This is a genomic window from Paraburkholderia fungorum (genome assembly GCF_046027215.1).
GTDB lineage: Bacteria > Pseudomonadota > Gammaproteobacteria > Burkholderiales > Burkholderiaceae > Paraburkholderia > Paraburkholderia fungorum_D.
Window position 1 is genome coordinate 2,382,951 of sequence record NZ_JAQQEN010000002.1, and the last position, 12,165, is coordinate 2,395,115.

At 58.6% G+C, this 12,165-nt stretch carries 12 protein-coding genes; 2 read left to right on the forward strand and 10 right to left on the reverse strand.

The window, feature by feature from the left end; genetic code table 11:
- Window positions 1-16 precede the first annotated feature (16 nt).
- The 10 genes from PQR27_RS31060 to PQR27_RS31105 form a co-directional block, all read right to left on the reverse strand.
- Window positions 17-700: a hypothetical protein gene (locus PQR27_RS31060; RefSeq protein ID WP_408527394.1), complete on the reverse strand. Its 684-nt coding sequence runs from the start codon at window positions 698-700 to the stop codon at window positions 17-19.
- Complete coding sequence (locus PQR27_RS31065) at window positions 700-3,015, reverse strand: hydroxyethylthiazole kinase (RefSeq protein WP_408527395.1); 2,316 nt, start codon at window positions 3,013-3,015, stop codon at window positions 700-702. The genes PQR27_RS31060 and PQR27_RS31065 overlap by 1 nt, the downstream gene beginning before the upstream one ends.
- A gap of 62 nt (window positions 3,016-3,077) precedes the next feature.
- Window positions 3,078-5,603, reverse strand: a complete 2,526-nt coding sequence (gene tssI, locus PQR27_RS31070) for a type VI secretion system Vgr family protein (RefSeq protein ID WP_408527396.1) — start codon at window positions 5,601-5,603, stop codon at window positions 3,078-3,080.
- A gap of 42 nt (window positions 5,604-5,645) precedes the next feature.
- On the reverse strand, window positions 5,646-5,900 hold the full coding sequence (locus tag PQR27_RS31075) for a PAAR domain-containing protein (protein WP_408527398.1): 255 nt from the start codon (window positions 5,898-5,900) through the stop codon (window positions 5,646-5,648).
- 48 nt (window positions 5,901-5,948) lie between these two features.
- Window positions 5,949-7,295: a type VI secretion system baseplate subunit TssK gene (gene tssK, locus PQR27_RS31080; protein ID WP_408527399.1), complete on the reverse strand. Its 1,347-nt coding sequence runs from the start codon at window positions 7,293-7,295 to the stop codon at window positions 5,949-5,951.
- A gap of 23 nt (window positions 7,296-7,318) precedes the next feature.
- Window positions 7,319-7,819 (reverse strand): type VI secretion system lipoprotein TssJ, encoded by a 501-nt coding sequence (tssJ, locus tag PQR27_RS31085; RefSeq protein ID WP_408527400.1) that lies wholly within the window; start codon window positions 7,817-7,819, stop codon window positions 7,319-7,321.
- 76 nt (window positions 7,820-7,895) lie between these two features.
- Window positions 7,896-8,381, reverse strand: a complete 486-nt coding sequence (tssD, locus tag PQR27_RS31090; RefSeq protein WP_408527401.1) for an Hcp family type VI secretion system effector — start codon at window positions 8,379-8,381, stop codon at window positions 7,896-7,898.
- 88 nt (window positions 8,382-8,469) lie between these two features.
- Window positions 8,470-9,963, reverse strand: coding sequence for a type VI secretion system contractile sheath large subunit (gene tssC / locus PQR27_RS31095; RefSeq protein ID WP_408527402.1), 1,494 nt, complete (start codon window positions 9,961-9,963; stop codon window positions 8,470-8,472).
- A 43-nt stretch (window positions 9,964-10,006) separates the two neighbouring features.
- Window positions 10,007-10,546 carry a type VI secretion system contractile sheath small subunit gene (tssB, locus tag PQR27_RS31100; RefSeq protein WP_408527403.1) on the reverse strand — a complete coding sequence of 180 codons (540 nt, stop codon included), beginning with the start codon at window positions 10,544-10,546 and terminating at the stop codon, window positions 10,007-10,009.
- Between the two features lie 10 nt (window positions 10,547-10,556).
- On the reverse strand, window positions 10,557-11,012 hold the full coding sequence (locus PQR27_RS31105) for a hypothetical protein (RefSeq protein ID WP_408527404.1): 456 nt from the start codon (window positions 11,010-11,012) through the stop codon (window positions 10,557-10,559).
- Between the two features lie 12 nt (window positions 11,013-11,024).
- Here PQR27_RS31105 and PQR27_RS31110 point away from each other — a divergent pair, with 12 nt between their 5' ends.
- Window positions 11,025-11,558: a TagK domain-containing protein gene (locus PQR27_RS31110; RefSeq protein WP_408527405.1), complete on the forward strand. Its 534-nt coding sequence runs from the start codon at window positions 11,025-11,027 to the stop codon at window positions 11,556-11,558.
- Window positions 11,559-11,602: 44 nt separating this feature from the next.
- Window positions 11,603-12,145, forward strand: a complete 543-nt coding sequence (tssE, locus tag PQR27_RS31115; protein WP_408528361.1) for a type VI secretion system baseplate subunit TssE — start codon at window positions 11,603-11,605, stop codon at window positions 12,143-12,145.
- Window positions 12,146-12,165: the final 20 nt, after the last annotated feature.

The window sequence follows — 12,165 nt, forward strand, 5'->3', positions numbered from 1 at the left end:
TTTCTATTCACTGGCATCAATCGCGTTGTGTAGGTGGTGAGCGATCCGGAAGCGTCTCACTGTTCCCCTCACCAACAAATTCAATTGACCGAAGCAAAGTCAACACGTACGGCATCAATCCGACCTTGCTGTAATACGGACGCGCAACCGCAGCCACGCTACCGCACAGCACGACCGGTGGGTGCCGAAGGCAAAATCCAAGAGAACGGTCGCGTGTTTCGGGATCTCCATTGATGGCGTCTTGCGTTACGCCCACGCCAGAACTGTTAGTCGCCCGCAAGGCGAACCGTCTGGTAACAGGTTTAACCAACGCGAGATCGCGCGAAGAGAGTGCAGAAAAGTCAGGCTCCCAGCGCTCCAGCTGTTTGTCGTATTTGGCGAAAACGATTCTCCGAACGGTTTCGGCGTCATCGGAACGTAAGCAAACGAACTGTATGAACATCTCTCCGAGACCGGATTCTCGATAAAGAGGATCACGTACAACATAGCGAGTTGCGGTAAGATCACCTCCATACGGATCGGTTAGCCGGATTGGGCAGTTGTTGCCCTTAGTGCTCACGATTATTTTCTTAACCCCTCGCTGGCGATCGTTCCCAAACGCCGACGCGGAGAGGACCAATGCGAGCAGTGCGGCTATGCCCGTACAGACGAGATCCTTCATACCGGAACGGTCACTCATCCAGAATCTGTGCAACAACATCAACTCCTCCTTAGAATTTGACCTTCGGGCACTTCCACTGCCTGATCTCCGATCACGGGAAACCGGCATTCCGTCAATACGGAAAGTGCAACCGCATAAGCCACACAGCGAGCCTCAAAGCCGTTGAGGCGAGTGGAGTACAGAACATTGATGCAGGAAGGCAGATTCACTGACGCTGAAGCCTTCCAGAAACTGGGGCTGCGGTAATAGCACTTCTGTCCGCCACTTGTGGCCAGAGCAACTTTGGTCAATACGTGGGGTTGATCTGCATGACTTGCCATTCGGAGACTCGACCAATAGAAGCCAGCACTCTCACACGCGTCGCTCTTCTCGGATTCTGCGACGTCTATGGGCCAATTCCGTATCTCGACAGGCAATTGCGATTCCGTCACCTGCCACACTGTATTGGTCCCTAAGACCATCGCTTGCTGCTCTGCGCTTTGTAGAGCCGAGCGTATGGAGGTTGAAATCTTGGAGGCTCGCCCTCGGAAGTCCCAATACTTTATGTAGTTGCTTGCCCACGTCAATTGCAAGAAGCCACGCCCATCCCATGGTGCATATCTCGCTCTCGGATTGTTTTCTGCTAATTTTCCGAGCCACTGTGTTTCCTGAATTGCGTTCCCAAAGAAGCTCGCCATACGAAGCGGTGTGCTGATGCCAAATTTTCGCAACGTGAGATTGACGAAGGGACGCTGATTTTCAGGACCGAGTCCTTGTGATAATGAATAGGGATCCCTCACCGGCTCCCAAAGCACATGCCCGTTATGCTTGCGCATCGCGTACCTAGGAACGAGCTGCCTGAACTCGTTCTCACTCAGCCACCCACACTTCCTAAGATGTTCAACAAAAGCCTTCGGCGGCCAGTGCCAGCATTCATCCCACGCCGGCAGCGACGAGTCGACCGCCCTGGCTTGCTCCCAAAACGCCAGTGCCTCTATATGCTCTTTCAGTTTGCTGAAATCCGCATCTGAAAGCGGCACAGGCAACGCCTCATGCGGACGCCTGAGCCAACCCCAGCGCGCCTCGATACCCGCCTTTGCCCATTCACTCGGAAACTTGCAGATCGCCTTTGCCATCCGCTCACGAATGGCCGGCACATTGAGTGCCGCGATCGCTTCGGCATGCGTGACGTTATTGTCCTGATTGAAGTCCAGCCACTTCTTGACGGTCGGCGAATCGCAAAGGCTATCGATAGAACTATCGTCGTCGATGAGATTCCAGCCGGCCCAGTGCGGAAAATCCGCGTCGCTGAAAACACTGATTTCAGGAAGATTGAGATTGATCCACCGCCCCCCCTCTGGCACGGCAATCTGTCGCCAGTGCCCAAACTTCGAATTCTCAGGGAGCCGATCGGGGCCCAACGCGCGCCCTAGCCGCAGCACTTCATAAATTGCGCTCGCGGATGGGACTAATGCTGCATTCAAGTTCAGATCGGCATACTTCCCGCTAAGCCGCACTGCCTCCTTGTACAGGTTGTATTCGTATCCAGCCGCGGCCTGGTGCGACCCGAATTCCTCATAGAGCCCGTCACTCCGGCGCTGAAAAGTGGTCAGCGTACAATCGCCTCTCTCGTACCTCATCCGGATGACATAGTCACGTTCAGTGAACTGTGCGGTCTGCGTTCGTATGGAACTGACTGGAGACGAATCGCTATCATCGCGTCGATAGGGATGAGGTTCATTCATAAAAAGTTTGCCGACCATCCGGCCGGGCTCAGCCGGATTGCCTTTCGGCACGACAAACCAGATATCTCCATAAACAGCCTCCCTGCGGCCCTCCGAGCCAGACAACAGCCCTGTCTCACGCCCAACGAGCTTTCTCAGGTTTGCCTTGTCGCACACGATTTCGAAATGTATCTGCCCTTGCTGACCGTATATCTCTCCCGCATTGCCGATCTTGTCCTTGCGATACAATTTTCTACCGGCAACGATCGCGTCGAACACCTTGTGAAGGTGCATGTAGATCGAAAAGAAGACAACGGTTGCGGTACTAGTGTCAGTCGCACTAGTAGCCTCGCCAATCTCAGTTTCGTGCCTGACAACAACGCAGCCGTCGTCAGTCCTGACATTGCGATAGTTGAGTGCGGTTGTCTGCGGCGAGTTCTGGCGAACATAGACAACGGTGCCATCCGCAATTGCGCGGACGGGCTCGATGATCGCTTGCGCATCTCGCGGTGCAATGAGATGCACTCCTCCATGCCAACCCAGGTTGAAACTAATCGGATATGCACCATTGCCAGGCGCGCACTCCTGCATCCCAGCCGCACACACGTCGTGGTCCGGCACGACCGTGTCTCCAGCCTCGGCTGAATCCATTTCGTGTCCCGTAAGGCTCGGCAAAAACGGTGGGCTAATAATCATCGTCCAATTCCCCGCACTCACAGCGAAAACGGAAACTTTGCATCCAGCTCTCCGGCCCCGAAAGCCGGAAGCTCAAGCGGCCTCCCTCGCGGTCCCATCAGCTGCGCACTCGCCGAGTGAATCAAAAACTTCCCGTTGGTAAAGCCGACAATCCCATCCGCGCTAATCACCAACTCGCTGCCGCCCCCATTGATACGAATCCCCTGTTTCGCCTTCAAGTTGATCCAATCGCTCGAACTGATGATCTCGACAACACGCTTTGCAATCATCTCGACGTTGTCGTCCTGCGCTTCGATCCGTACCGAGCCCGACGCGGCGACGAGCCGTATCCCGAGCTTGTGCGCAAACACCCTGAAGCTTCTCGCCACAGAAGCGAAAAGCGATTTGCCGGTGGCAATGCCAACGTGACCTCCCGTGGTGAGTGCTAGGTGTTCATCGCTCGCCAGATGTGTACTACCCGCGGTGGTCGACTGAATCCCGACAGGGCTCGCCAAGGTCAAATGCGGTGTCGTGAATTCAGGGAACGCGTTCTTGTCAGTTTTCGCACCGCCTCGTATCGCGTCGTTCTGCGTCCTGACCGCTTTCGCGACATCGCTCTGATCCGCACCCTCGTCTTGCGCTGCATGCTGTTGCGCGAGCGCGCTTAGGCTCTCTTGCAGGTCACGCGCATGCGTGAGCCGCTGCACCGTCTCGCCAAGATCCTTCACGTGTGCCTGGGCGTTTGCGCGCGCTTCGGTCGTCAGGAGCATGCCTTGCGCTGCCCGCAGCACGCCGTGTGCGTCGGTTCGCAATTCGAAACCTTCGCCGCGCGGATCCTGCCGCCCCTCATTGCCCGGAATGCGCGTGATGCTGCCGAGGTTCATTTGCGACAACGCGTGATCACTCGACAACTGCGTCTGAATCCTGCCTTGGGTGTCGTCCATTACCAGATGATTGGCCCGGCCGCCTGCACCAGCGTGACCCAGCTCGCGACTGCGAAATCCGGATAACGCCTGGTTGTCCGGCAACTTCCACGCCGGCTGCTGGAACGCGTTGACCACCCGCCCGGTCACGACCGGCAGATCGGGATCGCCCCTCAAGTGATCGACCAGTACCTCCTGCCCGACGCGCGGAAGATGAACCGCCCCAAAGTGATTCCCTTGCCACGGAGAAGACACACGCACCCAGCAACTCGAGCGTTCGTCTTGACGACCTTGCCGGTCCCACATGAACTGCACCTTGATCCGGCCATAGGCATCGGTCCAGATCTCCTGATCCTCCGGTCCCGTTACCACGGCGTTCTCGGGACCGTGGGTACGCGGCTTCTCTATCGTGCGTGGAAGGCGGAAGGTCTCGCTGGTCGGCTGCAATTCGAAGTCAGTCTGACAGCGATAACGCTGCCCCGCAGCCGCCTCCTCGCCGACATCCTCGATATCGAGTCTAGACGACACGACGAGGTATTCGCGATTGGCAGCCCGCTGCGGGTAGTGCGTCAGCGTGAAGGTTTGGCCTGCGACCAGTCCGCGCAGGTTGCCCTGACCGGTCGCGCGCAGACCGAGGCTGCGTTTCGCCTGCACGCGTACCAGCGCGAGAAAGTCCGCTTCGCTCAACGGCTGGTTGTGCTCGCCCGTCAGACCGCCGGCGCCCGACTGTGGCTGTGCATAGTCGCCCCACGCGTAGTGCTCCTGATGCGCAAACGCGGTGTTGCGAGGATCTTCGCGCTTCGCGCCGAGGTCCGCGCGGGGCCATGTGTAGTCGTAGTCGACTGTCGATACGGTACCGGTGCTAACCGAATTCTCCACCGTCAGCGCATGAATATGCTCCGCGTCGATGCGGCGCCCGGTAGGCGCCTCAAAGCGAATAGTGCGATACGCACTGCCATGCGGCTGGTGAGCGCCCATCGAGTCGCACAGTACAAGCCGATGCTTGCCATCGCTATGCTCGAACCAGAAGTAAAGACCCCACTCCTGCCATAGTCGACACAGGAATCTGAAATCGCTTTCCCAATGCTGGCTCTGGATGTCACGCTTCGGATAGGTCTCGTGAGGACGGGGTGCGGTCAGGCGCTTATCGACCGGGAACGCATACGCTGCCAACACGGCGTCTGTGATCTCCACGACAGTCATGTCCTGGAAGAGCCGGCAGTCCTGATTCTTTGTGGCGAGCCACAACCATGGCCGCAGCGTCATCGCATAGACAATCGAACGGCCCTCCTCGCGCACGATCTTTGCACTGGTTACGACTCCGGTGATCTCGCGTGTTCCCGCTCCGATGTTTGCACCGCCGACGTCGCCCGTCATGCCGGACACGAATTGACCGTTGCCCTCGATCTCGATCGACACGGTCACTTCTGTGCCGATCAACTTGTCGAGTTTGATATTTGCCGCGATGCCTGGAGAAAACGACAACGCATCCGGCGTCTTTAGCTCGAGCGCGTATTCGAACAGCTCGCCGAGCGCCTCCGTGCCAGAGAGCCGCGTTGGCGTGAGGACCGATACGTCACCGTAGGTGGGCAACGCCGCGCCCGAAACGGCCAGCGTGCGCGCTTGATCTGAAATGAACATAAGTAGACGATAGAAGTTGACGAAGTAGCCGCGACGGCAAGCTCAGGCCGAGGCGATCAAGACCGCCCCGCAACCGGTCTTGTCGCCGTCGTATGCCGCCGCGACGCCGCGATGGGTCATTCGACCGGTCGCGAGAATCGGAAACTTCCCGCCGCACTTCGGACAGGCGGCCAGGTGACCGTTTAACGCCACGGCAATTCCCATGTGACTGAGGTCCCGTGCCGCCTCGATCACCATGCCGCCGTGATCGGTCCAGTCGCCAAGCCGCACCATCGCTCTGCCTTGTTCGTCTTTCATCACGCACTCCTGTTTGCAGCGAGTCACACCAGTTGCCGCGGCTCGCGGCTATCCACGCACGCCCCACAACTCGAGCTTCAACGAAGGAAAATCACCCGCAACGTGCAATGCGATTCCGCCGTGACGCGCGATCTCGTCCCACAATGGGCCGCCGCGCGCGAGCTCGTAATAGACGTAGCCAGCATTGAAGGGGATCTGCCGAGGCGGCACCGGCAACGCCTGTAGCACGAGGCCTGGCAAGTGGCCGCGTACGAGATCCGGCAAGCGTTCGACAGGACCCACTTTCGCCTGCGCAGTGAATTGCTGTTGCAGCACGTCCGAAGGCATCTGCGCATGCACGGCGAGCACGACTGCGCTGAAGCCGCGCAGATCGACCGGATCGACCACTGCGTTGCGCATGCCGTAGCCCTGTTCAGCAAGCACAATGCTTTGCGCGCTCCGCACAAGCACGGCATTGAGCAGTCGATGCGTGTCGTCCACCACCGGCTTCAGACACCGATGCGGTGTCAGATGCTGATAGGCGGGATGCGAATCGAGCGGCCTGCGCGTATCGGTGCGCAGGTAGGTCGACAGTTCACCCGCCATGCTTATCAGCAGCGCATACAATTCAGCCGGTGACGTGCTCGGCACGCGACGCAAGTGTTGCAGCAAAGGCTCATACCGATTCAACGTTTGCAGCAGCAGGTAGTCGGAGACTTCAGCGACCGTGCCCGCTTTACCGTCGCCGCCTGTCAGGCGTTCTGCGAGCGCATCCGCACGCAGGCGAGTCAGTTCGTGAATCTTTGCAAGCCAACTGGAAAGCAGCTCGCTCGTCCCGAAACCCGTCACCGGTGGAACCAGCGTGTCGTCCAACTCGATGCTGCCGTCCGCGCGAATCGTCTTTACGCGGGTGAGCGGCAGGCCGATCCACGCGTCGGTCATTTCTTTCTCGGGGACAAGGCGTAGGCGCAGATTCGACAACTGCACCGTCTTAGGCCCCTGCGCGACCGAGTTCGTATCGCGCAACTCAGTGTCGAAAACGGCATACCGCGCGAGCGAATCGACGGCGTTCTCGAAGGTCGTCTCCTCGCCATTCGGGACACGAATCGGCACGGCCAGGCAAATCGCCTGCTCGAGATGTTCCGCGCGGACCGTGAGCGGCGCGGGCGGCGGCGTGCTACCCGGTGCGTCGAAGGGCGTGCCGTCCGCAAAAATCCCGCTCGCCGATTTGACGATCACCTTGCCGAGCGCCAAAGCCTCGGCGTCGATACTGTAGTGACTGAGGCCGAAGAAGAACGGCGAGAGCGACGCCGCACGCTTATGCGCGTAGTGCTCCAGGTAGCGCTCCTGTTGCTGAAACAGCTGCGGGCGCAAAAACAACCCCTCGCTCCAGACGACCTTGTTATGCCAACTCATGCAGTCTCCCCGCCTTGTGTCATCTATTTGCTTTCGGTGACTCTGATTGCATTCGCGTCGAGATAGACGGTCAGCTTCAGTTTCGGTGTGCGCCAGTACCATGCCGCTTCGGGCGCTACGGGCAGCCGATACGCCACGCGCCACACCGAGTTCGGCAGATCACGATAGGCCGCGAGTATTCCGAGCGTGGTTGTGGCCGGATCGATCATTCTTCGGATCGACGCACGCTCGCCCGGACGTAGCTGGAATTGATCGCGCGCGACGAGGTCGTCGGTCAGTACCGTCTTGTCCTTGTCCTGCAGTGAAAAGTAATCGGCGGAACTGAACGCGGCATCAGTCTTCAGTTCATAGACGCGCACGACAATCGGCGCGGCGCGTTTCTGGTCATCGGGATTGACACCAGCGGACGCAACCATCGCCAGGTCTAGTCGGATCGGCTCCCTGGACACCTTGGCGCCGCCGCCCGAGCACGCGGCAAGCGCAAGCGCGACAACGGGAACAATGACGGTATGAATCAGGCGCATGGTGATGACACATCATGAGTAAGGCCGGAACAGGCCCGGCGGGAACAAACCACCGGGCCGCGCATAACGGCAACGATCAGGCTTCCTTGTTGCCCTTGATGTCGAAGCTGGCCGTGACAGCGCCGCCGCTACCGCCCTGCGCGTTCTGCACGACGTACTCCTGCTTGATCTTCGAGAACGACAGCGATACGACCTCGCGGCTGCGTTCCGCGTCGTTTCTGGTGCCCGACGGTCTCACGCGGGTGACGATCACGTCGCTCATCGTGAGCTTCAGGTATTCAAGCGGATTGCCGCCTGCCTTGCGCATGACCAGCACGGCCTGATCGATATGCTTGCCGGTCAGCGCGTACTTCATGAGGTTCGGGCTCGCCCGGTCGATCGAATGTTCGAACGTCAGATCCTTCACCGTGGCCTTGCCGGCGCCACCGCCGCTGCCCGCGTGCATGGTCGAGTCCTGCAGGATTTCCCAATCCCATGTGAGCACTTCTATTTCATCCTTGTGCCTGTCGTCCAGCGACTCGCCATTGATGCCGTCGATCTTCAGGAAAATGTCCTGTGCCATGAGTTCACTCCTTGTGTGTGGTTGAAGAATGTGCGCGGAATCCCGCCCGCGTGTTTCCGGCGGATAGCAGATTCACCAGCGTGGTGTGTCAGGCAGCTTCCTTGACGGACGGCAACCTGGCAACGAGGCGCAGCGACACCGTCAGGCCTTCGAGCTGGAAATGCGGCCGCAGGAAAAACTTCGCCTGGTAATAGCCGGGATTGCCTTCAATGTCTTCCACCAGCACTTCAGCGGCAGCAAGCGGCCGGCTCGCCTTCGTCTCCTGCGACGAATTGGCGGGATCCGCGTCGACGTAGTTCATGATCCATTCGTTCAGCCAGCGCTGCATGTCTTCGCGCTCCCTGAAGGCACCGATCTTGTCGCGCACGATGCACTTCAGGTAGTGCGCGAAACGCGAGCAGGCGAACAGATACGGCAAACGCGACGACAGGTTCGCGTTCGCGGTGGCATCGGCATCGTGATACTCAAGCGGCTTTTGCAACGACTGCGCGCCGATGAAAGTGGCGTGATCGGTGTTCTTGCGATGAATCAGCGGGATGAAACCATTCTTCGACAACTCCGCTTCGCGCCGGTCGGAGATGGCAATCTCGGTCGGGCACTTCATGTCCACGCCACCGTCGTCGGTTGGGAACGTGTGGCACGGCAGGTTCTCGACCGTACCGCCCGACTCCACGCCGCGAATCAGCGAACACCAGCCGTACAGCTTGAACGAGCGGTTGATGTTCACGCCCATTGCATAGGCGGCATTGGCCCACGCATAGCGACGGTGGTCGGAGCCATGGGTGTCTTCCTCGAAATCGAATTCGTCGACCGGATTGGTCCGGGCTCCGTACGGCAAACGCGCGAGAAAACGCGGCATGGCGAGGCCGACGTAGCGCGCGTCGTCGGTATTACGGAGCGAATTCCACGGTGCGTATTCGAGGTTCTGCGCGAAAATCTTCGTCAGATCGCGCGGATTCGCCAGTTCCTGCCACGACTCCATTTGCAGCACCGACGGCGACGCGCCGGAAATAAACGGCGTATGCGCGGCCGCCGACACTTTCGCCAACGAGCCGAGCAGATCGACATCCGGCGGCGTATGGTCGAAGTAGTAGTCCGCCACGAGGCAGCCATATGGCTCGCCGCCGAGCTGGCCATACTCCTCTTCATAGATCTGCTTGAAGACCGGGCTCTGGTCCCACGCGAGCCCCTTGTAACGCTTCATCGAGCGGCGCAACTCCTCCTTCGAGACATCCATGAAACGGATCTTGAGGCGCTCGTCGGTCTCGGTGTTCGAAACAAGGTGATGCAATCCCCGCCATGCCGACTCCAGATTCTGGAACGCCTCGTGATGGAGGATCAGATTGATCTGCTCGGAGAGCTTGTGGTCGATCCGCGCGATGATCGCCTCGATGCTCTTGTAAGCGTCGTCGCTGATTGTGCTCGACTGCTGCAAGGCCTGTTCAGCCAGTGTCTGAACCGCGAATTCGACTGCCTCGCGTGCCTGCTCGGTTTTCGGCTTGAACTCCTGCGCGAGGCGATTTGTAAAATCGGAGTGGGTGACCGCAATGGGTGCGCTCACCTGGGTTTGCAGCTTTGCCATGATTGATCGATCCAATAATCCTGAGGTTGAGCTATGGAGCCGGTCACATTGCGGCTTCCGGACCTTCCGAGGTACCTGCAGGCCCCCCCAGGCGCTTTGGCACCGCTAGCGTCTTGAGCAGCGCCGGGTCCTGCAATAACTGGTTGACGAGCGACTCGGCGCCCGACTTGCCGTCCATGTAGGTTTGCAGGTTGGCGAGTTGCGTGCGCGCCTCCAGCAGCAGGCGCAGAGCATCCACCTTGCGAGCGACCGCGGCCGGCGAAAAGTCCTCGATACTTTCAAAGGTCATATCCACCATCAACTGACCACTCCCCGTGAGGGTGTTCGGCACGGCGAGTTCGACGCGGGGGCGCACTGCTTTCATCCGTTCATCGAAGTTATCGACATCGATATCGAGGAAGCGGCGATCGGCCATTGGCGCGAGCGGCTCGGCCGGTTTGCCAGACAGATCCGCAAGCACGCCCATCACGAACGGCAACTCCACCTTTTTCTCCGAGCCGTATACCTCGACGTCGTATTCGATCTGCACGCGGGGAGCGCGATTGCGCGCGATAAATTTCTGCGAGCTGCTGGAAGCGGACATAGGGACTCTCTCAGGTTCTTGGTTTGAGTTGATTAATGCAGTGGCCACAGTCATGCCATTTCCAATGGACATGATCTTCCGGAATAAACGTGGTTTCTTTGATTGCATTTTTATTAAACCCGTCCGGCCCGCGCATCGTCAATTGATAAATTCGTTGCTTTGGTAATTTTTTGTCAAATCGACACTTCTTCCGAATAACGAGAAATTGAATTAAAAAGAACACCACTGCACAGGCACACACCCATGCGCCAATAATTTGGCGACTAGGATTGTTCCCAATCGGGCTTAACCAGTGATTCATAAAATTAAGAATAAATTGGAATCCTCCCATTCCCACAAAACAAATAATCCAAAGACACGAGATTGTCGTCTTAATATAAATTTTTACCCAATTCGCATTATCGATAGGCAAAAACAAACCATTCGTGTTTAAAATCCAATTTCGCGCAATCGGAATAGCAGGCAAACGAAAATGGGCATGACCGCATTTTTCAGGAATGACGAATCGGAGCAACAGGAGCACAGCACAGTGTTCGCCGTGATCGGTATGCCGGCAGCGGTCGGGAGCACATCGATCCGCGCGGGAGAGGAAGCCGCTCACGACCTCATCGAGGCGCTGTATCAGCAGTACCGGCGCATGCTCGACGACCCACAGATATCATTGGGCGGCGACTGGGCAATGCAGGCAAAGCCCTTCACGGACCCGGTATCCAGCGGACGGGACGAAGCCTTGTCCGTCACGCCCGGCGATCTGTCCATAGAGGCCTTGCTGTCTGGAGTGCGCCACCTGGAAGATGAGTTCGGGCCACTCCAGAGAGGTGCGCTGGCCGACATGGCAGACACGGATCCCGTCCCCGAAATTCTCCATCTGTTCGCCCCTGCCGAATATCAGTCAGCAGCAGTCCGGCGCGCGCCTCCAATCCCACCCGGGCTAGCGCTGCGTGAACACCACGCGCCCGGTATCGACAGTCCGCTGTCCATACCTCGAACGAGCACCCGCGGTGCGCAATGAAGGCCATCACGTCACCTCGTCCATCCATCCCCGGCACGCGCGAAATGTCCGAAGCGCGCGCGAATACCGGGGCTATTACGGCGCCGCGTCGTGCAAATATGCGCCTGTTGCCGACCTTGCTCGATCGCCTGCGCGACGATGCACCCCTACGTCAAAACGAGGCGCCGGCCGAGTACACCGTCACGCGCGCGCAAATGCGCGACATACTGCAACGCGATTTGGCGTTCCTGCTCAACACTACCAGCATCGAAGATCAGATCGACCGCGAGCGTTACCCTTACGCGGCAGCCTCGACAGTCAATTTCGGCGTGCCGCCGCTTGCCGGCGCGTTCATGGCATCGCGCAAATGGTCCGAAATCGAACAGATCATTCGCCGTGCCATCCGCGAATTCGAGCCACGCCTCGTCCCGCGAACGCTGAGCGTCGTGCCCCTTAGCGCAATGGATGCGGACAGTCACTACAACGTCCTGTCCTTCGAAGTGCGCGGCATGATTCAGATGGACCCCTACCCACTCCAGTTCATCGTACAAAGCTCGCTCGATCTGGAGACGAGCCAGGTCAACGTGACCGACATGCGCGTGAGCTGACGCACGGCACATCAAACGGA

Bases quoted from the DNA above. Each gene is read 5' to 3' on its own strand.
- PQR27_RS31060 (WP_408527394.1), bottom strand. From the start codon at position 700: ATGTTGTTGCACAGATTCTGGATGAGTGACCGTTCCGGTATGAAGGAT.
- PQR27_RS31065 (WP_408527395.1), bottom strand. From the start codon at position 3,015: ATGGATTCAGCCGAGGCTGGAGACACGGTCGTGCCGGACCACGACGTG.
- tssI (WP_408527396.1), bottom strand. From the start codon at position 5,603: ATGTTCATTTCAGATCAAGCGCGCACGCTGGCCGTTTCGGGCGCGGCG.
- PQR27_RS31075 (WP_408527398.1), bottom strand. From the start codon at position 5,900: ATGAAAGACGAACAAGGCAGAGCGATGGTGCGGCTTGGCGACTGGACC.
- tssK (WP_408527399.1), bottom strand. From the start codon at position 7,295: ATGAGTTGGCATAACAAGGTCGTCTGGAGCGAGGGGTTGTTTTTGCGC.
- tssJ (WP_408527400.1), bottom strand. From the start codon at position 7,819: ATGCGCCTGATTCATACCGTCATTGTTCCCGTTGTCGCGCTTGCGCTT.
- tssD (WP_408527401.1), bottom strand. From the start codon at position 8,381: ATGGCACAGGACATTTTCCTGAAGATCGACGGCATCAATGGCGAGTCG.
- tssC (WP_408527402.1), bottom strand. From the start codon at position 9,963: ATGGCAAAGCTGCAAACCCAGGTGAGCGCACCCATTGCGGTCACCCAC.
- tssB (WP_408527403.1), bottom strand. From the start codon at position 10,546: ATGTCCGCTTCCAGCAGCTCGCAGAAATTTATCGCGCGCAATCGCGCT.
- PQR27_RS31110 (WP_408527405.1), top strand. From the start codon at position 11,025: ATGACCGCATTTTTCAGGAATGACGAATCGGAGCAACAGGAGCACAGC.
- tssE (WP_408528361.1), top strand. From the start codon at position 11,603: ATGTCCGAAGCGCGCGCGAATACCGGGGCTATTACGGCGCCGCGTCGT.